The sequence below is a fragment of the Halobellus sp. Atlit-38R genome, assembly GCF_003665925.1.
Taxonomy (GTDB): Archaea; Halobacteriota; Halobacteria; order Halobacteriales; family Haloferacaceae; genus Haloquadratum; species Haloquadratum inordinatus.
In genome coordinates this window covers 116,444-135,430 of record NZ_QXIJ01000002.1, presented here as the reverse complement: position 1 = coordinate 135,430, position 18,987 = coordinate 116,444, and the positions used below count along the sequence as shown (strand labels likewise).

General features: G+C 66.1%; 20 protein-coding genes and 1 tRNA gene. 7 read left to right on the top strand and 14 right to left on the bottom strand.

Annotated elements, in window-relative coordinates; genetic code table 11:
- Positions 1-40: 40 nt before the first annotated feature.
- From D3D02_RS03250 to D3D02_RS03210, 9 genes are all read right to left on the bottom strand, one after another.
- Complete coding sequence (locus tag D3D02_RS03250; RefSeq protein WP_121568550.1) at positions 41-748, bottom strand: DICT sensory domain-containing protein; 708 nt, start codon at positions 746-748, stop codon at positions 41-43.
- Entirely contained in the window at positions 748-1,143 is a 396-nt protein-coding gene (locus tag D3D02_RS03245; protein WP_233560572.1) for an ArsR family transcriptional regulator, read from the bottom strand. Before D3D02_RS03245 ends, D3D02_RS03250 begins: the two co-directional genes overlap by 1 nt.
- 278 nt (positions 1,144-1,421) lie before the next feature.
- A tRNA-Pro gene (locus D3D02_RS03240) sits at positions 1,422-1,494 on the bottom strand.
- A gap of 89 nt (positions 1,495-1,583) precedes the next feature.
- On the bottom strand, positions 1,584-1,988 hold the full coding sequence (locus D3D02_RS03235) for a CHY zinc finger protein (protein ID WP_121568549.1): 405 nt from the start codon (positions 1,986-1,988) through the stop codon (positions 1,584-1,586).
- A 30-nt stretch (positions 1,989-2,018) separates the two neighbouring features.
- Positions 2,019-2,615 carry a tRNA (pseudouridine(54)-N(1))-methyltransferase TrmY gene (gene trmY / locus D3D02_RS03230; protein ID WP_121568548.1) on the bottom strand — a complete coding sequence of 199 codons (597 nt, stop codon included), beginning with the start codon at positions 2,613-2,615 and terminating at the stop codon, positions 2,019-2,021.
- 65 nt (positions 2,616-2,680) lie between these two features.
- Positions 2,681-3,673 (bottom strand): hypothetical protein, encoded by a 993-nt coding sequence (locus tag D3D02_RS03225; RefSeq protein ID WP_121568547.1) that lies wholly within the window; start codon positions 3,671-3,673, stop codon positions 2,681-2,683.
- Positions 3,660-4,565 (bottom strand): S49 family peptidase, encoded by a 906-nt coding sequence (locus D3D02_RS03220; RefSeq protein ID WP_121568546.1) that lies wholly within the window; start codon positions 4,563-4,565, stop codon positions 3,660-3,662. The genes D3D02_RS03225 and D3D02_RS03220 overlap by 14 nt, the downstream gene beginning before the upstream one ends.
- A 295-nt stretch (positions 4,566-4,860) precedes the next feature.
- Positions 4,861-5,628: an ABC transporter permease gene (locus D3D02_RS03215; protein ID WP_121568545.1), complete on the bottom strand. Its 768-nt coding sequence runs from the start codon at positions 5,626-5,628 to the stop codon at positions 4,861-4,863.
- Positions 5,625-6,578 (bottom strand): ABC transporter ATP-binding protein, encoded by a 954-nt coding sequence (locus D3D02_RS03210; RefSeq protein WP_121568544.1) that lies wholly within the window; start codon positions 6,576-6,578, stop codon positions 5,625-5,627. Before D3D02_RS03210 ends, D3D02_RS03215 begins: the two co-directional genes overlap by 4 nt.
- 114 nt (positions 6,579-6,692) lie before the next feature.
- Here D3D02_RS03210 and D3D02_RS03205 point away from each other — a divergent pair, with 114 nt between their 5' ends.
- From D3D02_RS03205 to rnhB, 3 genes are all read left to right on the top strand, one after another.
- Entirely contained in the window at positions 6,693-7,244 is a 552-nt protein-coding gene (locus D3D02_RS03205) for a DUF4112 domain-containing protein (RefSeq protein ID WP_233560571.1), read from the top strand.
- Positions 7,245-7,351: 107 nt separating this feature from the next.
- Positions 7,352-8,716, top strand: a complete 1,365-nt coding sequence (locus D3D02_RS03200) for a tRNA pseudouridine(54/55) synthase Pus10 (RefSeq protein ID WP_121568542.1) — start codon at positions 7,352-7,354, stop codon at positions 8,714-8,716.
- A gap of 3 nt (positions 8,717-8,719) precedes the next feature.
- Positions 8,720-9,418: a ribonuclease HII gene (gene rnhB, locus D3D02_RS03195; RefSeq protein WP_121568541.1), complete on the top strand. Its 699-nt coding sequence runs from the start codon at positions 8,720-8,722 to the stop codon at positions 9,416-9,418.
- Positions 9,419-9,444: 26 nt separating this feature from the next.
- Here rnhB and D3D02_RS03190 read toward each other — a convergent pair whose 3' ends face one another.
- The 5 genes from D3D02_RS03190 to D3D02_RS03170 form a co-directional block, all read right to left on the bottom strand.
- On the bottom strand, positions 9,445-9,681 hold the full coding sequence (locus D3D02_RS03190; RefSeq protein WP_121568540.1) for a hypothetical protein: 237 nt from the start codon (positions 9,679-9,681) through the stop codon (positions 9,445-9,447).
- Between the two features lie 249 nt (positions 9,682-9,930).
- Entirely contained in the window at positions 9,931-11,535 is a 1,605-nt protein-coding gene (locus tag D3D02_RS03185; protein WP_121568539.1) for a preprotein translocase subunit SecD, read from the bottom strand.
- Positions 11,535-12,416, bottom strand: a complete 882-nt coding sequence (secF, locus tag D3D02_RS03180) for a protein translocase subunit SecF (protein ID WP_121568538.1) — start codon at positions 12,414-12,416, stop codon at positions 11,535-11,537. The genes D3D02_RS03185 and secF overlap by 1 nt, the downstream gene beginning before the upstream one ends.
- 85 nt (positions 12,417-12,501) lie before the next feature.
- Entirely contained in the window at positions 12,502-12,996 is a 495-nt protein-coding gene (locus D3D02_RS03175) for a DUF5812 family protein (protein WP_121568537.1), read from the bottom strand.
- Positions 12,997-13,034: 38 nt separating this feature from the next.
- Positions 13,035-13,568, bottom strand: coding sequence for a hypothetical protein (locus D3D02_RS03170; protein ID WP_121568536.1), 534 nt, complete (start codon positions 13,566-13,568; stop codon positions 13,035-13,037).
- Positions 13,569-13,701: 133 nt separating this feature from the next.
- On the opposite strand from D3D02_RS03170, the gene D3D02_RS03165 reads away from it, so the two are divergent.
- The 4 genes from D3D02_RS03165 (at position 13,702) to rpoB (ending at position 18,983) form a co-directional block, all read left to right on the top strand.
- Positions 13,702-14,994, top strand: coding sequence for a glucose-6-phosphate isomerase (locus tag D3D02_RS03165; protein WP_121568535.1), 1,293 nt, complete (start codon positions 13,702-13,704; stop codon positions 14,992-14,994).
- A gap of 362 nt (positions 14,995-15,356) precedes the next feature.
- Positions 15,357-15,584, top strand: coding sequence for a DNA-directed RNA polymerase subunit H (locus tag D3D02_RS03160; RefSeq protein WP_121568534.1), 228 nt, complete (start codon positions 15,357-15,359; stop codon positions 15,582-15,584).
- Positions 15,581-17,149, top strand: a complete 1,569-nt coding sequence (locus D3D02_RS03155; protein WP_121568533.1) for a DNA-directed RNA polymerase subunit B'' — start codon at positions 15,581-15,583, stop codon at positions 17,147-17,149. The genes D3D02_RS03160 and D3D02_RS03155 overlap by 4 nt, the downstream gene beginning before the upstream one ends.
- Positions 17,150-17,153: 4 nt before the next feature.
- Positions 17,154-18,983: a DNA-directed RNA polymerase subunit B gene (rpoB, locus tag D3D02_RS03150; RefSeq protein ID WP_121568532.1), complete on the top strand. Its 1,830-nt coding sequence runs from the start codon at positions 17,154-17,156 to the stop codon at positions 18,981-18,983.
- Positions 18,984-18,987 lie beyond the last annotated feature (4 nt).

The window sequence follows — 18,987 nt, the reverse complement described above, 5'->3', positions numbered from 1 at the left end:
CCTCTGTCTCGGGAGCTTCTCATCACTGCACGCGCCGTGTTCACGTGCCGCGCGCTCTGAGCGCCGAAAGGACCTCCTGAACCCGTTCTGGATCGTTCGTCCAACAGCCTCGGTACCCGTCTGACTCCTCCCGTGCGAGGAGTGCGCAGGCTTGTGTGTCGTCGCCACCGCCGTCGAACGCGAGCGTCCAGTACTGGTCGAGTTCGGAATCGTCGTCGCCGTGATAAGTCACGCCGTCGATCGCCGGCGGCGTCCAGTCTTCGACCCCGTGGACGTGAATCTCGAGGGCCGTCTCCCGCGCGAGGTACCGATAGATCGCCGCCTGTGGTTCGAGCGCGGACAGCTGCTGAAAGCTCACGCGGAGCGTCCCGCGCCCGACGCGGAGGGCGCGATCCTCGATCTCTCGTGAGACGGCCAGGAGTTCGCTGCGCTCCATCGTCGCGAACGTCGTCTCGTCGAGTACCTCGAACAGCGCGCGATACCCCGCCGAGACGCCGCTTCGATCCCCCGGCCGGACGATCGGCGGCTCGAGCAGTCCCTCCACGCTCTCGACCGGGAGCACGCCGGTAAATTTGCCGTCCTCTCTGATGGCGAGAAAAGGGGCAGGCCCACCGGGCGGGAGCACTCGATGCGTCACGTCGACGCTGTGGCGCGCGAACCAGGATTCGAGGTCCGTCTCCTCGGCGCCCCGGTAGACGACGAACTGCTTTCGTGGGTGTGCTGTCGCTTCGAGGATCGCATCGAGCATTAGGACTGCGACGGCTGCTCGGCCTCGATGCTCCTCGTGATCAGGTCTTCGACGGCGGCATCGACGTCCTCGGCGCGCACGACTCCGGTGTCGGCGTCGTATTCTACGAGGCCGAGATCTTCGAGCAGCGGGAGGTGACTGTGTACCAGTTCGAGGGCGATTCGATCGTGGTCCCCGACGGTCGCCATCGCGCCTGTCTCCGTCGTCTCCCACCCGGCGAGCACGGTCGCGAGTTCGTCGACGGTACTGTCGGAGTGCTCGATCACGAACGACAACAGGCGGCGCCGCCGCGTGGAGGCGAGCGCGCGGTAGAACTGATCGTCCGCGAGCCACGGAGTCTCGTCTGCGTCCGCTGTCTCTCCGCTTTTCGATTGCCCCTCCTGGTCGTCGGCCATAAGATTACTTTATTGTGTGTTGGTACCAATAAACATTCTCACTAGCCACTTGGTCGGTGTCCTCGGCAGCGCTCGACAGCGTCCCATCGAATCGTGTTCGCTACATATCGCTCGCCGGGAAAGATGCGGGAGAAGTGGGCCGGCGCAGATGTCGAACACGGGAAGACGGTCGCTCACTGTGTTCGCGCTGCGACTTCCCTGCTCGAATCTGCTTGACGACTTCCGCCCGCGTTTCAGACTGCCCGCTTCGCTCGCAGTAGTGTGAAATGCGGGAGAAGTGGGCCGGCGCAGATTCGAACTGCGGTTACGGCCACCCGAAGGCCGAAGGATACCAAGCTACCCCACCGGCCCGCACACGAATAGTTGCCGTTCGTTCTTTTAACGCTTCCGAACCGAACGCGAATGCCCCTGTGACACCCCGCCTGCACCCACCCGGGCGGTCACTGTTCGAAGTACTGGTCGCGGTGACGACGACACCCGGGATTGAACGCCGCTCCGCAGCGTGGGCACGCATCGTCGCCGTCGAGGTACGTCCGCGCCGACAGCGTCGCCCCGCAGACGCCACACAGGACGGCCGGTTCGTCGAAGCGCTCCCGAGGCCACGGCTCGGGGTCGTGGTCGGCAGTTTCGGCGTGACACGTGTAACACGGTGAGAACGTCTCACAGCACCCGAATCGGAGGGCGACGACGTCGACGGCGCTGTCCCAGTGGGCGCACCGCGTCTCGGCGTCGACAGCGACGCCACGGAGCGGCACGCGAAACCGGTCGTCGACCGCGGGCGCTGTGGTCGTCCGTCGACCCTGCTTCTCGTCGCCTTGGCCGCGTTCCGGCCGATTTCCGTTCATCCGTTCCTCCCGTACTCTCTGTCCATCCCGTCAGTACGTGGTGTAGCCGTCGGTGTCGAGATAGTTGTGCGCGACCGTGATCGCGTGATCGGCGTGCAACACCTCGGGACCGAGGCGGACGCGCTCGTCGGCCGCATCGGCCAGTAGCGACGCCTCGCGCTCGGTGAAATCGTGGTGATCCGAGAGTACGAACAGCGGATCGCTAGGCGGTTCGACGTCGGCGACGGGATCGCCGTCCTCGTGGAGCTCGACGACCGTTGCGTCGCGGGCGACGTCTTCGAGCGTCGCCTCGAAGCCCATCCGCCGGATCGACACGCCCGGCGTGCTCTCGGCGGGCATATGCCCGATGGCGTCCTCGCGGTGCTCGAGCGCCGTGCGGATCAGCGCCGCGGTGCTCCGCTCGTCGGGATTGAGGCGGTGCAGGTCGCTCCCCTCGAACCGGACGGTGAACTCGTCGCCGAGGACCAGGTGCACGCGCACGTCGTCGCGGATCGAGTGCGAGAGGAAGAACGCGCTGTTGACGCAGCGACAGAGGACGTCGAGCCGTCCCGCGCCGCCGGCGAGGTCGTCGAGCGAGAACTCGGGCGTCGTCGGCGCGTCGTGTCCGACGATCAGAAACTGTCGCATAGGCGTTCTCCCCGCTCGAACACCAAGAGTCGTCCGTTCTGAAAAATCGGGTCCGCGCGCCCGCCTCAGAGTGTCGGCATCGGCAGCGTCGGTCCTGTGCCGTTCTCCGAGCCCGTCGACGGCGGTGCTGGCGCGTTGCCCGTCTTCTGTCCGCTCACGAGGAAGTCGGCCAGGTTGCCGACGAACACGTCGTTGTCGGCGGTGTACGCGTCTGTCGGTGCGAGAAAGTCGGTGTCCCCGACCATTGCCACGTCACCGGACTGCACCGCGACCGCGTATGTGTCGGCGCGGCGGGTCGTTGAGAGCTTCGTCTGCTCGATCGCCGTCAGCGCGCGCTGCCCGCCGTCGGTCGAGACGGCGACCGACCCGCGGAACACGACGCGGTCGACGTCCTCCGAGAGCGATCCGCTTCCGGCGGTCGCGTAGATGCTCTTGAAGTTGTGCTGGTACTCGTGCATATTGAACAGGTACCCCGAGTGCCCGGCGACGCCGAACGTCGAACTCAGGCCGGGACCGCCGCTCGATGGTTGCTGGGGCCCGACTCCGAGCCCGAGGATGCTGAGTATGGACCCAGACGAAGACGCGGGATCCGAGAGTAACAGGACGCGGCCGCCCGCGTCGTTGAACGCGCGGACGCCGGCGAGCTGTTCGGGTGTGTACGCCTGCGTGGGGTTCGCGACCAGCAGTGCGTCCGCGCTCCGGAGCGATTCGTTCCACGCGGAGCCGCGGGCCTGCTCTTGCGTCACGAATCGGACTTCGTGACCGTTCTCGACGAGCGTGTTCACGAGCGTCGAGAGCTTTTCGTCGGAGAACTCGTTTCTGTGTGCCTTGTCGACGAGAACCGTCTTTCCGGTGGCGTCGCTGTCCATCGTGATCTCACCGGTCTCGTCGGCGGCGGCCACGCGGACCGCGTCGAGGTCGGCCTGCTGTTGCGCGAGGTTCGACACCTCCGGGGTGTCGCCGCCCGAGACGAGCGGAAGCACCGCCGCGCCACCGACAATGAGCGCGACGACGACGACGAACGCGACGGCGGGTCCGGTGAGGTCACGCGCTTCCATTGGCGTTCACCTCCGGATTGTAGGGGGCGATTTCGTCCACCATCAACGGCCGCGTGACGGGGACGAGTCCGTTCGTCTGCGCACTCCGTTTGTAGATCATCGTTCCGTTGTCCGTTTGTGAGGTCAGCAGGACCAGTCCCAGCGACTGCGGAGGCTCCTGTCTCGTCACGTCGTAGTTCTCTAGCCCGGCCATCTCGGCCGCGTGGTCGATCGCCGTCGGCAACGCGCCGATCTGGTCGGCGTAGCCGTTCTCTACGGCTTTCGGTCCGAGGTAGGTCTTCGCGTACGCGACCTCCTCGCGGGAGAGCGTGATGGTGTCGCCGCGGTGTTGCATCACGCGCCCGACGAACTGCCGTTTGAGCGACTCGACGGTCTGTCGACGCTCGTCGGCCGTCGGTTGCGCCTTGTCGGGGCCGGTCCGGATGACCGACTCGGGGAGGGGGACGCTGCCGCCGGAACTGACCACGCCGACGCTACCGACCTCTGTCGAGGAGAGGACGAAAATCTCGTCGGTCGGGAGCATCCCGTAGTACGCGCCGGATGCGCCGACGCCCTGCACCGAGGCGACCACGGGCATCTGTTCTGCTGTTCGTAACACTTCGAGGTACAGTCGCTCGCTGGGAGCGACGTAGCCGCCACCGCTATCCACTTTGAGAACGACCGCTTCGATGGAATCGTTCGTCCGTGCATTTCGGAGGTCTTCAGAAATGCCGTCCACCGTCGAGGCGGAGATGGTGCCGGAGATCGTGATCACCGACACCGTTCCCTCGGACTGCGTGGACGTCGTATAGTCGTAGGCAACGGGGGCGAGTACCGAACTCACCAGGACGGCCGCGACGATGGCGACGACGAATAGCGCCTTCGCCGACGCCGCGGATGAATCTCTATTCATACTGCGTGGGAACCATATCCGAGGCTCCGTAAAGCGATTCTTGAAACGAAAAGTCAGATTTCACTCACGTGTAGGGCGACTACCGGGAATCGACGGTCGTCGCTAGCGTGTCCATACTGTGGGCTGTCCTCGACGACAAAGGGGCCCTGATCCGTGGCGAACAGCGAGACCCGATTTGAGACTGTAACTACCGTCGCCTTTGTACGTCCCCACGCACCGATCGCGACCGCGTTCGGTCGGGTGCGCAATCAGTTGCAAATGCTGCGATATCTCACGACAGCCACAGTCGACAGTATCAGTCGGTCAGGCCGTAGCCGCGCCGGAAGAGCGCGATGTCGGCCACGATGACGCCGAGGGTGAGCGTGCCGAGCACGGCGAGCGACGCGTTCGGGTCGACTTCGCTGACGCCGAGGAAGCCGAACCGCACGCCGTTGACCATGTAGATCATCGGATTCAGGAGCGACACCTGTTGGACCGTCGCCGGCAACTCGTTCAGCGAGTAGAAGACGCCGCCGAAGAAGACGAGCGGCCGCAGAATGAACTGATTCAGCATCGTCAGGTCGTCGAAGTCGTCGGCCCAGAGGCCGCCGGCGACGCCGAACCCGGCGAAAAGCAGTGTAATGACGACTGCGAACGCGACGAGATACAGCGGACGTGCCACCCCGACGGAGGTGAAGAACGCACCGATGAGGGCGATGAGCACGCCGACGATCGCACCCCGGATCGCCGCGGCCAGCACGTACGCGCTGACCATCGTCCGATACGAGAGCGGCGAGGTCAGCACCTCCTCGATGTATCGGTTCCAGCGCCCGTGAAAGATCGTGAACGAGGCGTTCTCGAAGGCGTTCGAGATCGCGCCGAGGACGACCAGGCCGGGGAGAATAAAGAGAATGTACGGGACGCCGGCGATCTGATCGATGCGTTCGCCGAGGATGACGCCGAACACCGAGAAGTACAGCACGTTGGTGATGAACGGGGGGACGAACGTGTTCCGCGGGCGGCGGACGAACCGGAGGACCTCGCGGCGCAGCAGCGAGACGAACCCCGTCGTGTCGATGCTCATTGCGACACCTCCGCGGTCGCGCGGCCCTCGCCTTGTCTGGTCATCTCGACGAAGACTTCTTCGAGCGACGTCCGCTGGATCTCTAAGTCGACGATCTCGTGGCCCTGCTCGTCGAGACACCGGACGACCTCCGGTGCGACGAGCCCGCCTTGGTGTGCGGTGACGACGAGTCGTGTGCCGTCGAGGTCGACGTTCTCGACCCGCTCGTCGACTGCCGTGAAGTCGGGGACGGCAGTCGGTGCGTGCCGCAGTTCCACGGCGATGTCGTCGGTCCCGCGGTCCATCAGTTCCTCGGGGCTGGCGACGTCGACGACGCGTCCGGAATCGAGGATGGCGACCTCGTCACAGAGCCGTTCGGCCTCCTCGATGTAGTGCGTCGTGAGCAGGATCGTCGTCCCCTGCTGGTTCAGGTCGACGATCGTCTCCCAGAGCTCGTGGCGGAGCTGGACGTCGACGCCGGCGGTCGGCTCGTCGAGGATGAGCAGATCGGGATCGGTGATGAGCGCTCGCGCGAGCATAAACCGACGCTTCATCCCGCCCGAGAGCCAATCGAAGCGCGTGTCGCGTTTGTCGTAGATGCCGACGCGCTTCAGGACTTCGTCGGCGCGGTCGCCGGCTTCCCCGGCCGGCACGCCGTGATAGCCGGCTTTGTGTTCGAGCACTTCCCGGATCGGGAAGAAGCGATCGACGTTGAACTCCTGGGGCGCGAGCCCGATGTGATCGCGCGCTTCGCGGTAATCGTCTTCGACGCCGTGGCCGAACACGCGCGCCTCGCCGCCCGTCTTACGGACGAGGCCGACGAGGATGTTGATGAACGTCGTCTTGCCCGCGCCGTTCGGTCCGAGCAGCCCGAAGAACGACCCCTCTGGGACGGTGAGGTCGACGCCGTCGAGCGCCTGTACGTCGCCGTAGGATTTTCGCAGGTCGCGTATCTCGATCGCGGCTTCCATTCACTTGTCCTCTCCCCCCGAGCGGCCCTAAGGACAGCGGATTCGGCCTACGTTTCCCGTTCCGCAACGCTCGTCGCCGAAACAACGATGGCCGTCGCCGGTCATCGTCTCGTTGTGGAATCGTCGAACCGCTCATCCGCCGCTGACGCCGAGATCGTCAGTCCCGCGGCCGGCATCGAGAGCGATGTCGACCCTGCAACCGCCGACCGACTCGCGCGCCTACGCCGACTCAGCCGTCTGCTCGACAGCGCGATCGAAATCCCCGGCACGAACCTCAGGATCGGTCTCGACCCGCTCCTGGGACTTCTTCCGGTCGTCGGCGACGCACCGACGACGGCCGCTTCGGCGTACGTGGTTGCGGAGGCGGCGGCACTCGGGGCTCCCCGAGCGACGCTCGCCCGGATGTGTCTGTACCTCCTCGTCGACGCCGTTTTCGGCTCGGTCCCGCTCGTCGGCGACGCCTTCGACGTGCTCTGGCGGGCGAACGACCGGAACGTCCGCCTGCTCGAAGCGCGACTGGCCGATCCCCGCGGCGAGGCGCGAGACAGACGCGTCGTGATCGCGCTCGGGACCGCCGTCTTCGTCGCCATGCTCGCGGTTGGGGCGGGCGCGGCTGTCACCGTCTGGTGGTTGTTGCGCGTCGCGGGCGTTGCAGGCGCCTTCTGAGGAGTCCGAATGCCGTCTGACGAGCCCGAAACTGTCGGGCGTCAGCGGGGGGACCGTCCCAGCGCCGAAAGGACAAGACAGAAGCGATAGCCGGCTTTTCTACGCCTATGAGCATTCTCGCCGACGCCCGCGCGCTCGATGCGCAGGAACCGGTCTGTGACGCCTGCCTGGGCCGGGTCTTCGCCGATCGGAGCCACGGGCTGACGAACGACGAACGGGGGTCGAGCCTCCGTATCGCCGCCGCACTGGACGACGACGAACCCTACGAACCGGTCGACACCGCCGACTGCTGGGTGTGTGAAGGCCTGTGTGACGAGTTCGACGAGTGGGCCGAGCGCTGTGCGGCCGCCGTCGAGGACGTCGAATTCGACACCTATCAGGTCGGCACGCGCACGCCGCCGCTCGTCGAGGAGAACGAACTGTTCTTCCGCGAGGGCGCTGGGCTCGACGAGGACGCCGGCGAACTGTTCAAATCGGAGTTCAACCGCGAAGTGGGCAAGCGCGTGGGCCGGCTCACCGACACGGCGGTCGACTTCGGGCGGCCGGACGTGCAGTTCACGCTGGATCTGGAAGCCGACCGCGTCGAGGTCGACGTCCACTCGGCGTTCGTCTACGGCCGCTACCGGAAACTCGAACGCGACATCCCCCAGACCGAGTGGCCGTGTAACGCCTGCGACGGCTCCGGCTACGTCGGCAAACAGCCCTGCGAGAAGTGCGACGGCACGGGCTACCTCTATCAGGACAGCGTCGAGGGCCTCACGGCTCCGGTCGTGCGCGACGTGATGGACGGCACCGACGCGAAGTTCCACGGCGCCGGCCGCGAGGACGTCGACGCGCGGATGCTCGGCACCGGCCGACCGTTCGTCATCGAGGTAATGGAGCCCCGTCGTCGCCACGTCGACACCGACCGTCTGGAGGGCGACATCAACGCCTTCGCAGAGGGTCGCGTCGAGGTCGAGGGGCTCCGACTGGCCGACTACGAGATGGTCGAACGCGTCAAGGGCCTGGACGCGTCCAAGCGCTACCGGGCCGACGTCGAGTTCGGCGACGCGGTCGACGCCGACGACCTGGCGGCCGCACTCGAGGAGCTCGAAGGTGCGACGATCGAGCAGTACACGCCCCACCGCGTGGACCACCGCCGGGCGAGCCTGACCCGGACGCGCGAGGTCTACGAGACGAGCGGCGAACTCGACGACGACACCCACGCGACGGTCGAGATCCACGGCGCGGGCGGCCTCTACATCAAGGAACTCGTCTCCGGCGACGAGGGCCGGACGAACCCCAGCCTCGCGGGTCTGCTCGGCGTCGACGCCGAGGTGACCGCGCTCGACGTCGTCGGCGTCTACGGCGAGGACGAGGCGTTCGAGGACGAGGCGTACCTCCGCGAGGAGACCGCGGGCGACGAGGCGGCCGACACCGACGAACCGGAAGCTGAGGCGTCCAGCAACGGAGCCGACGACGCGGACGACTGAGTGATGTCGCCCGCAGGTCTGACTCCCGGCGGTGACGCGGTCGCGATCGGCAGCGACGAGGCCGGTAAAGGCCCCGTGCTCGGCCCGATGGTCGCCGCGGCCGTGCGCGCGCCACCCGACGCGATCCCCGACGACGTCGACGACTCGAAACGACTCTCGCCGGCGACGAGAGCGGCGATCGCCGAGACGCTTCGCGCCCGCGAGGACGTCGCCGTCGGCGTTGCCGTCGTCTCGACCGACCGCATCGACGACCCCGAGACGGATATGAACTCGCTGACCGTCGCGGCGCACGCTGAAGCGATCGCTGCCGTCGCGAGCGACGGCGACGCCGTCACTACTGACGCCGGCGACGTCAGCGAGTCGCGGTTCGCGCGTCGGGTCCGCGATGCGGTTGCGGACACGCCGGACGGAACCACGGTCGACGTCCACGCCGAACACGGTGCCGACGCCGAGTACCCGATCGTCGCGGCCGCCTCCGTCGTCGCGAAAGTCCGCCGCGACGCGGCGATCGAATCTCTCGACGCCGAGTACGCCGACTACGGGCCGATCGGAAGCGGCTATCCGAGCGACCAGACGACGCGGGCCTTCCTGCGGGACTTCGTCGCGGAAACGGGCGACCTACCAGACTGCGCGCGGGCGTCGTGGTCGACGTCCGCAGACGTGCTTGCCGCTGCGGAGCAGTCGGGACTCTCGGAGTTCTGACCGGCGGGGGTGTACTCGATCCAGAGCTATCGCATCGCTTCGAGTGAGACGTACGACCCCGATTCGGCGGAGACCCACGTCGTCGGGAGTTCGTCGGCGTCGGCGTCCTCAGGATAGATCGTACACTCGTCAGGCGCGTCGTCGTAGGCCTCGATGCGGGCGACGTACGCTCGGATTCGCCAGGCCGTCTCGGCGTCGTCAGCGGGGTCGTCGTGCTCAGCGTCCGCGGCGTCGACGTCAGGGAGGTGTGAGTCGGTTGCCATCGTGGAGGTGTCGTCGTGGTCGTTGATCCGATGTACGCGGCGTCGGTCGTCGCCTGCTGCAGTCTTCGGTTGTCCCGGTTTCGTATTTAAACAGTCGCCTATTCTTGTAGGGTGAGACTCGGCTGCCTCACGAACGAGGGTGCGACAGGGTGAAGCGGTTTCGAAACGCGGACGGCGCGTGCGACTGGCGACGCGTGACACAGTGGATCGAAACTGCGAGAAGGCGGTACTGCGCCGGGCTGATAGCGTTCAGCGATCGATCGTCGTCAGCGACCGCAGGATGTCGCCGTACGCCGGGCGGGTGATGAGAACCCCGACGAGGACGCCGAGGATGGTGAAGATGGCGAAGCCCTGGAGGTCGCCGAGCGAGAGGATCGCCAGCGGCGACATCGCGATGATCGTCGTCGCCGCCGCCGCGCCGATCACCCAGAATGCCTTGCGGAAGCGCGACTGGAAGACGCGGCGGGAGTTGATCTCGCCTTCGGCCATCACCTCGTCGGCGATGATGATGAGGTCGTCGACCCCGGTCCCGATGACGGCGATGAACCCGGCGATGACCGAGAGATCCAGCGGGTAGCCGATCCCTGCGGCGAACCCGAGCAGGATCACCACCTCCGAGAGCGCGGTCACGACCATCGGCGCGGCGACGCGCACGTCGCTGTAGCGGACGAAGACCACGCCGCTGACGGCGAGCACCGCGATGATTCCGGTAATGAGCGAGTTGATGCGGAAGTCAGCCCCCTGACTCGGTGAGATGTACGAGACCGTCCCACCGCTGTCCTGGGAGAAGTCCAGCTGCGCCGGGAGCGCACCGGCGCGAAGGTTGATCGCGACGTCCTGCGCTTCCGAGACGTTCGTCGTCTGCAGTTGGAAGACGGGGTCCTGTTCCCACGCGCCGCTCCGGAGGCTGTCTGCGAGGCCCGGACTCATCCCGAAGGCGTTCGTCACCTCGCCGTTGACGACGAGGAGGAGACACGGCTCGGTGTTGTTCCGATCCTGCTGGTAGACACACCGCGTCCCGCCCTGCTGGGCGAGGCCGGTGTCGACCATCGACTGCTGGAACTCTGGGGCGACCGACTCGGAGACCGTCACGGGGACGTACGCGCCGCCGGTCCGACCCTCCTGTGCGGTACCGATGCTCTGGAAGTCCTCTTGCTGTAGCACGACGTCGCGGGCGTAGCTCCCGTTTCCGGTTGGGTAGTACGCTTCGATCACGACTGTCCCGCGCTCGCTGACGAGTTCGCGGACCGACGAGGCGTCCTGGTTCGGAACCTCGACGAGCACGTAGTTCTCGCCTTGGGCGGTCGTGACCTGCTGGACGGTCCCACCCGAGAGTCCCGCCTCGTTGATCTTGTTCTGGAGGATGCGGACGACTTCCTGCCGGGTCGCGTCGGTGACTCCGCCGCGAACCTCCATCTCTTCGGTTGCGTAGCCGGTCGCATCGAGTGCAGCTGTCAGTTCGTCAGTGGTGACGTTCTCGGCCGTCACTTCGACGGTCGACGTCGTCTCCGACTGCGCGGCCTGTTGCTGTCCCGCCGGCACGCCCGTGCGGGCGATGACGTCGGCGGGGCCGGCGTTTTCGAGTTCGTCGGCCACGGCCTGTTCGACCGCACGTGTGCTGTCTGCGCCGAACGAGACGTCCTCGGCGGTGACGCCGACGAGCGGCGCCCGCACACGCGTCCCGCCGGAGAGTTCGAGGCCGTACTGAAGGTTCGTCACGCTACTCGTGGCCGCGACGTCGGAGCCGGCGGTCCCGTCGTCCGCTGCGAGCGTCGGCGAGAGGAGCGCGAACCCGGCGATCAGGATGAACACGACGAGGAGGGCGACGCGCCAGTTCTCGCGTACGTCGACCATCAGCGGGCCACCCCCTTGAACTTGTACCAGCGGAGGAGACTCAGATTCAGCAGATACGTGTTCATCAGGTCCGCGGCGAGTCCGAAGACGAGCACCGTCCCGATGGCTGCTAGCAGCTGAATGCCGAACAGCGTCGCCGTGATCGTCATCACGATCATCGCCGTGATCGACGTCAGCGTCATCGTCACACCGGTCCGCATCGCTCGATACGTCGATTCGTAGAAGTCACCCGAACGGCGGAGGATGTGGTTGTTCAGCAGGATGTCGGAGTCGACGGAGTACCCGATGAGCATCAGGAGCGCCGCGACGGTCCCAAGCGAGAGTTCGATCCCGAGGACGTTCATCAGCGCCAGTGGAATAACGATGTCCGAGAACGCGGAGATGACGACTGCGATAGAGGGCACGAACACGCGGAACATCGCGAAGACGAGCACGCTCATTCCGAGGAAAGCGACGCCGAGTCCGCCGAGCGCGAGGACCTGCGTATTAGAGCCGAAGCTCGCAGACACCGACGAGACGGACCGGACATCCAGCCCCGCATCTTGCGCTTGGCGCTCTAACTCGGCTGCGCCGACCGAGCCCGCCTCCGATTGGAAGGTGATGACGTAGACGTTCTGTGCCGGGACCGAACGGATGGTCTCGGGCTCGGCCGAGAACGCCTGTCTGATCTGTTCTTCGGCCGCCGACTGCGGCCCGTCGATAGCGACTTGGACTTCGGTACCCCCTGTGAACGCGATACCCTGGTTCACCGGCGAACCAGTCATCACGTACCAGCCCGCGATGATGAGGAGTGCGACCACCAGGACGGCAAGCGGGATCGCCGCCAACTGGCGGTTCGTGTACCGGGTGTAGTCGACCTCCGGTACCGTAAACTCGACCATAGATGCCGGTGGAGAGCCCCGCCGAATAAGCCTTCTTATGATCGCCTGCGCGGGACGACGCACACACAGGCCCGTAACACCGACGCTACGGCATATACCGCACTGAGAGCACGCCGGGCGACGACCGAACTTCCACTCGGTTGACGTCGAGGCGCGCTGCCCGCGAGAGCAACTGCTCTTCGTCTTCGAGGACGTCGTCGACGGCCGATTGGGCGTCTCCCTCGGGAATGGTGATCACGTGGATCTCGCCCTTGCCGGCTCGCGGCTCCCGCGTGAGCTCGCCGACGTCCTGCGACGCAGCGAGCTCTTTCGAGTGTGTGGTCGGCGGTTCGTCGCTCCGTTCGACCGATAGCGACCGCCTCGACGTCATTTCGATGAGCTGATAGGAGACGTTCATCGGCGGATCGGGGGCGACGACGCCCTCGACGACGTCGTCGCACTCGACGCCCGGATTCGACGAGAGCGTGTGTACCTGCCCGGTTTCGACGTTCTTGAGCACGGCCGAAGCGTCTTCGGCCGCAGTCACGAGGAACGTTCCCTCGGTTCGGTCCGGCTCCCCGGCCTGATCGGCGTCTGTCATTGCCACTGGGTAGACGCTCGGCGCACTTGCGGGTTTCGTCACCCGAAGAGCCGGTGCGCGGCGGCGACGAGCCCTGCACCCGCGAGCGGCACGACCCACGAGAGCACGGCCGGAATCGCGTACAGGCCCACGATTACCGGCGCGAAAAGACCGCTCGGCGCTGGCCGCGTCACCGTCTCGCCGTCGATCACGAACGTCTCCGGCATCGACGCGACGAGGCCCAGATACAGCGAGAGCAGGAAGCAGAAGCCGGCCACCGCAAGCGCAGCCTCGTGACGACCGGACGAATCGACGTTCTTGCGCCGTCGTCGGGCCACGAGCAGGACCGGTGCGACGGCTGGGAGTATGACCAGGAGGCCGATGACGACGTAGAACGACCGCGAGAGCGTGAGCGATCCACCCTGCACAGCGGCGGTTTCACCGATCAGCACGACGAGAGCGATGCCGACGAGCAACGCGATGAGGCCGACGGCGAGTGCGCTCGCGACGACGTAGAGTTTGAACAGCCGCGACTCGCTGGAGCGGAACGCGTAGGGGAACGCTCCGAAGACGCCGTCGTAACCGGATGCCATCGGTTCTGGATTGGACTCGAAGCGGTTTGAACGAACCGGTCCCGACGAGCGGCTCTGTCCCGTCCACTGCACCGAGTGACCGCCGCTTCGAGGGATCGACCGCTTTTTCGTCGGGGGCGGTCGTTGAAGAGGTATGCACGTCGACCTCGGCAGTACTCTCGACGCGACGCCCGGCGTCTCCCGGGCGTCGCTGGAGCGACTCGACGAACAGGTGGCGACGGCTCACGAGCGGATCGAAGCCGGTCGCGACGACCACGAGCACGGCTATGCGGCGCTGAACCTTCCATCGACGGTCGATCTCGACGCCATCCGGGCGGCGGTCGATCCGTTCGACGACACCGAGGCGGTGCTCACGGTCGGGATCGGCGGGAGTGCACTCGGCGCGGCGACGTTCGCGGACGCCCTCGCCGGTCCCGAGGATCCCGACGCGTACTTCTTGGACAACGTCGACCCCGAGCACGTTTCGCGGCTGCTCGACTCGCTGTCCCTCGACCGGACGGTCGTGAACGTCGTTTCTCGCTCGGGGACGACGGCCGAGACGCTCGCGAACTTCCTCGTCGTCCGCGAGGCGATGACCGACGCCGGCGTCGACTGGACCGAGCGCACGTTCGTTACGACGGGCGAGTCGGGGAACCTCCGCTCGCTCGCGGACCAACACGGTCTCCCGTCGCTCGCGGTTCCTGACGGTGTCCCCGGCCGGTTCTCGGCGCTCTCGACGGTCGGGCTCGCCGTCGCAGCGATCCAAGGTCACGACCTCGACGCGATCCGCGCTGGTGCGGCCGACGCCGCGGACGGGCTCTCGGGTTCGCTGTTCGAGACGCCCGCGTACGCCTACGGCGCGACGACGTACGCGCTCGCACAGCGCGGCGCGGTGACGAACGCGATGATGCCGTACGCCGAGCGCTTAGAGACGTTCGCCGAGTGGTTCGCACAGCTCTGGGCCGAGAGTCTCGGCAAGGACGGGCTGGGGCAGACTCCGGCCCGCGCACTCGGCGCGACCGACCAGCACTCACAGCTCCAACTGTACCGCGCCGGCCCGCGAGACAAACTCGTGACGCTCGTCCGACCGCGCGAGCGGCCCGACCGCGACATCCCGACGACGGATCTCGACGGGCTCTCGTACCTCGGCGGATCCTCGCTCGGCGACCTCCTCGACGCCGAGTTCGAAGCGACCGAGGCGAGCCTCGCAGCGTCGGGCGTCCCGGCAGTCCGTATCGAGATCGACGCCGTCGACGAGCGATCGCTCGGTGCGCTGCTCTACGAGATGGAAGCGGCGTGCGTGCTCTACGGTGAACTCGCGGCGGTCTCGACGTTCACCCAGCCCGCAGTCGAGTGGGGGAAACGCGCCGCCCGTGGCCTCCTCGGCGGCGGCGACTTCGAAGAGGCCGACGCCGTCGACGAACGGACGAGTCTCGTCGTCGAATAGCGGCGTGTTCGTGGACGCGGTTTCCTTGCGGTGCGTTCGGGCGAACAGTCGGCACTGCTGCGGTCCCGCGTCGACGTGCCGAACGACCGCGGCCCGACGCGGGGCTGACGCTACGTCATACGGGCGCTGGCCGCGGCATCAGGTATAAACTCGCGGCCGGGTCCGACGGACGGTACCGATCGCCGGAACACATTTATTTGACACCCTCGTGTGTCAATGCAACACGGGTGCTGAGGGTACTCGTGGCGGTGAGCCGTGCTTCTCTGATCCGGAGTTGGCAAGGGTTAAATGGTTCCCAGACGAACCGGGCTGTAGTATCCCGTGAGAACTTCTTCCCCAACCACCACCCATCACACCCAGACATGGTAGACGTAAGCCAACACGAACTCGTCCCAGAGCACACGCTCATCGATGAGGAGGAGATCGAGTCGATGTTGACGCAGTACGACGTCGAACGCGCCGATCTTCCGAAGATCAAACGGAAGGACCCGGCGCTCCCGGATGACGCCGAGATCGGCGACGTCGTCAAGATCGTCCGCGACTCTCGAACTACAGACAAAGCGGTCTCCTACCGACTGGTGATCGAATGAATCGACAGGACCGACGCGTCGTCTCGCGCGAGTACTTCTCGGAGGAACGGCTCGCAGAACACCACTTCCGCTCGTTCAACAACTTCCTCGAGCGGGGGATGCAGGACGTCGTCACGGAGAAGGAACGAATCGAAACCGACATCGGCGACAAGGAGGGCGAAGAGCCCGTCTTCGTCGAACTCGGTGACGTCCGCGTCGAGACCCCGCGCGTCCGCGAGGCCGACGGCTCCGAGGAACTGCTCTTCCCGCAGGAAGCCCGCCTCCGGAACATCACCTACGCCGCGCCGGTGTTTATGGAGATGTCCATCGTCCGCGGCGGCGAGGAAGAAGAGGAAGTCGTCGTCGACACCACCGAGACCAAGGTGGGCCGGATGCCCATTATGGTCGGCTCGACGAAGTGTAACATCGCCGGCCTCTCGGAGGAAGAACTGATCGAGATCGGCGAAGACCCCGTCGACCCCGGCGGCTACTTCATCGTCAACGGCTCCGAGCGCGTTCTGATGACCTCCGAGGACCTCGCGCCGAACAAGATCCTCGCGGAGTACGACAGCAAGTACGGCGACGAGATTCAGGTCGCAAAGACGTTCTCCCAGCGCCGTGGCTACCGCGCGCTCGTCCTCTGTGAGCGCAACCGCGAAGGGCTGCTCGAAGTCTCCTTCCCGTCTGTCTCCGGCAGCGTGAACTTCGTGACGCTCGTCCGCGCGCTCGGGCTCGAATCCGACGAGGAGATCGTCCACCGCGTCTCCGACGACCCCGAGATCGTGAAGTTTATGCTCGAAAACCTGGAGGAAGCGGAAGTCCAGACCGAGCAGGAAGCGATCGAGAAACTCGGCAAGCGCGTCGCCGGCGGCCAGGGCAAGAACTACCAGCTCAAACGGGCGAACTACGTCATCGACCGCTACCTCCTGCCGCACCTGCACGAGGACGGCGTCGACGACGAGGACGTCCGTATCAACAAGGCGTACTACCTCTGCCGGATGGCCGAGGCGTGCTTCGAGCTCGCGCTCAACCGCCGCGAGTCCGACGACAAGGACCACTACGCCAACAAGCGCCTGAAAGTCTCCGGCGACCTGATGAAGGACCTGTTCCGGACGGCGCTGAACAAGCTCGCACGCGACGTGAAGTACCAGCTCGAACGGGCGAATATGCGGAACCGCGAACTCACGGTCAACACCGTGGTCCGCTCGGACGTGCTCACAGAGCGGCTCGAACACCCGATCGCGACGGGGAACTGGGTCGGCGGCCGCTCGGGCGTCTCCCAGCTCGTCGACCGGACGGACTACATGGGCGTCCTGTCGCACCTGCGTCGCCTCCGGAGCCCGCTCTCGCGGAGTCAGCCGCACTTCGAGGCGCGTGACCTGCACGCGACCCAGTGGGGTCGCATCTGTCCCTCCGAGACCCCCGAGGGACCGAACTGCGGTCTGGTGAAGAACTTCGCGCAGGCGATGGAGCTCTCACAGAACATCGAGGACGAACAGTCGCTCAAGCGCGAACTGGCGTCGATGGGCGTCGAAGGAATCCCCGGCATCGAGGGTCCGGGCGCCGGCACACCCGCGGACGATTAAAACGATGGCTCAGTCACAACGAGAGGCGAAAGTCTACGTCAACGGTAGTCTGGTCGGGACGCATCCCGATCCCGAACAGCTCGCAGAACAGATTCGAGAGGCGCGCCGCCGCGGCGACGTCAGCGAGATGGTGAACGTCTCGGTCAAAGACCGGACGCGCGAAGTCATCGTCAACGCCGACGCCGGTCGCGCACGCCGACCGCTGATCGTCGTCGAGGACGGCGAACCGCTCCTCGGCGACGAGGAGATCGAGGCGGTCGAGTCCGGCGCACTGGAGTTCGAGGACCTCGTCGAGCGCGGCTACGTCGAGTTCATCGACGCCGAGGAGGAAGAAGACATCTACGTCGCAGTCGACGAAGACGAGATCAACGAGGACCACACCCACCTCGAGATCGACCCGCAACTCATCTTCGGGATCGGTGCGGGGATGATCCCCTACCCCGAGCACAACGCCTCGCCGCGTATTACGATGGGCGCAGGGATGATGAAGCAGTCGCTGGGGCTGCCCGCGGCGAACTACCGCATCCGCCCCGACACGCGACAGCACCTGCTGCACTACCCGCAGCTCTCGATGGTGAAAACGCAGACCACAGAGCAGATCGGGTTCGACGAGCGGCCGGCGGCCCAGAACTTCGTCGTCGCCGTGATGAGCTACGAGGGGTTCAACATCGAGGACGCACTCGTGATGAACCAGGGCTCGGTCGACCGCGCGATGGCCCGCTCGCACTTCTTCCGGACCTACGAGGGCGAGGAACGCCGCTACCCCGGCGGTCAGGAGGACCGCTTCGAGGTGCCGAGCCAGGACGTACGCGGCGCACGCGGTGAAGACGCCTACACGCACCTCGACGAGGACGGCCTCGTCAACCCCGAGACGCGGGTCGACGAGAACTCCGTGCTCCTCGGGAAAACGTCGCCGCCGCGGTTCCTCGAAGAGCCCGACGATATGGGCGGGCTCTCGCCGCAGAAGCGACGCGAGACCTCGGTGACGATGCGCTCGGGCGAATCCGGCGTCGTCGACACCGTCACGCTGATGGAAGGCGAAGACGGCTCCAAACTGGCGAAGGTCTCCGTCCGCGACCAGCGGATCCCGGAACTCGGCGACAAGTTCGCGTCCCGGCACGGTCAGAAGGGCGTCGTGGGCCACCTCGCGCCCCAGGAAGACATGCCGTTCACGGAACAGGGCGTCGTGCCCGACCTCGTGTTGAATCCCCACGCGCTGCCGTCGCGGATGACGGTCGGCCACGTGCTGGAGATGCTCGGCGGCAAGGTCGGCGCGCTCGAAGGTCGCCGCGTCGACGGGACCGCCTTCCAGGGCGAGTCCGAGGACGAACTCCGCGGCGCCTTAGAGGACCACGGCTTCAAGTCCTCCGGCAAGGAGGTAATGTACTCCGGCGTCACCGGCGAGAAGATCGAGGCCGAGATCTTCGTCGGGACGATTTTCTACCACAAACTCTACCACATGGTGAGCAACAAGCTGCACGCCCGTTCGCGCGGGCCGGTGCAGGTGCTCACCCGCCAGCCCACCGAGGGGCGCGCCCGCGAGGGTGGCCTCCGGCTGGGCGAGATGGAGCGTGACACCGTCATCGGCCACGGGGCCGCGATGGTGCTCCAAGAGCGCCTGCTCGACTCCTCGGACAAAGAGACGGTCTACATCTCCGCCGACACCGGGATGGTCGCCGTCGAGGACCGCGGCCAGCGCCGCATCTACGACCCCGTCACCGGCGACGAGGACGACATCCACGAGATCGAGATCAGTTACGCGTTCAAGCTCCTCCTCGACGAGATGATCGCACTGGGAATCCGACCGCGACTCGACCTCGAAGACGCAGTCTAACCAA

What these genes read in the sequence shown, in the direction of transcription:
- D3D02_RS03250 (WP_121568550.1), bottom strand. Translation starts at nt 748, where the DNA reads ATGCTCGATGCGATCCTCGAAGCGACAGCACACCCACGAAAGCAGTTC.
- D3D02_RS03245 (WP_233560572.1), bottom strand. Translation starts at nt 1,143, where the DNA reads ATGGCCGACGACCAGGAGGGGCAATCGAAAAGCGGAGAGACAGCGGAC.
- D3D02_RS03235 (WP_121568549.1), bottom strand. Translation starts at nt 1,988, where the DNA reads ATGAACGGAAATCGGCCGGAACGCGGCCAAGGCGACGAGAAGCAGGGT.
- trmY (WP_121568548.1), bottom strand. Translation starts at nt 2,615, where the DNA reads ATGCGACAGTTTCTGATCGTCGGACACGACGCGCCGACGACGCCCGAG.
- D3D02_RS03225 (WP_121568547.1), bottom strand. Translation starts at nt 3,673, where the DNA reads ATGGAAGCGCGTGACCTCACCGGACCCGCCGTCGCGTTCGTCGTCGTC.
- D3D02_RS03220 (WP_121568546.1), bottom strand. Translation starts at nt 4,565, where the DNA reads ATGAATAGAGATTCATCCGCGGCGTCGGCGAAGGCGCTATTCGTCGTC.
- D3D02_RS03215 (WP_121568545.1), bottom strand. Translation starts at nt 5,628, where the DNA reads ATGAGCATCGACACGACGGGGTTCGTCTCGCTGCTGCGCCGCGAGGTC.
- D3D02_RS03210 (WP_121568544.1), bottom strand. Translation starts at nt 6,578, where the DNA reads ATGGAAGCCGCGATCGAGATACGCGACCTGCGAAAATCCTACGGCGAC.
- D3D02_RS03200 (WP_121568542.1), top strand. Translation starts at nt 7,352, where the DNA reads ATGAGCATTCTCGCCGACGCCCGCGCGCTCGATGCGCAGGAACCGGTC.
- rnhB (WP_121568541.1), top strand. Translation starts at nt 8,720, where the DNA reads ATGTCGCCCGCAGGTCTGACTCCCGGCGGTGACGCGGTCGCGATCGGC.
- D3D02_RS03190 (WP_121568540.1), bottom strand. Translation starts at nt 9,681, where the DNA reads ATGGCAACCGACTCACACCTCCCTGACGTCGACGCCGCGGACGCTGAG.
- D3D02_RS03185 (WP_121568539.1), bottom strand. Translation starts at nt 11,535, where the DNA reads ATGGTCGACGTACGCGAGAACTGGCGCGTCGCCCTCCTCGTCGTGTTC.
- secF (WP_121568538.1), bottom strand. Translation starts at nt 12,416, where the DNA reads ATGGTCGAGTTTACGGTACCGGAGGTCGACTACACCCGGTACACGAAC.
- D3D02_RS03175 (WP_121568537.1), bottom strand. Translation starts at nt 12,996, where the DNA reads ATGACAGACGCCGATCAGGCCGGGGAGCCGGACCGAACCGAGGGAACG.
- D3D02_RS03170 (WP_121568536.1), bottom strand. Translation starts at nt 13,568, where the DNA reads ATGGCATCCGGTTACGACGGCGTCTTCGGAGCGTTCCCCTACGCGTTC.
- D3D02_RS03165 (WP_121568535.1), top strand. Translation starts at nt 13,702, where the DNA reads ATGCACGTCGACCTCGGCAGTACTCTCGACGCGACGCCCGGCGTCTCC.
- D3D02_RS03160 (WP_121568534.1), top strand. Translation starts at nt 15,357, where the DNA reads ATGGTAGACGTAAGCCAACACGAACTCGTCCCAGAGCACACGCTCATC.
- D3D02_RS03155 (WP_121568533.1), top strand. Translation starts at nt 15,581, where the DNA reads ATGAATCGACAGGACCGACGCGTCGTCTCGCGCGAGTACTTCTCGGAG.
- rpoB (WP_121568532.1), top strand. Translation starts at nt 17,154, where the DNA reads ATGGCTCAGTCACAACGAGAGGCGAAAGTCTACGTCAACGGTAGTCTG.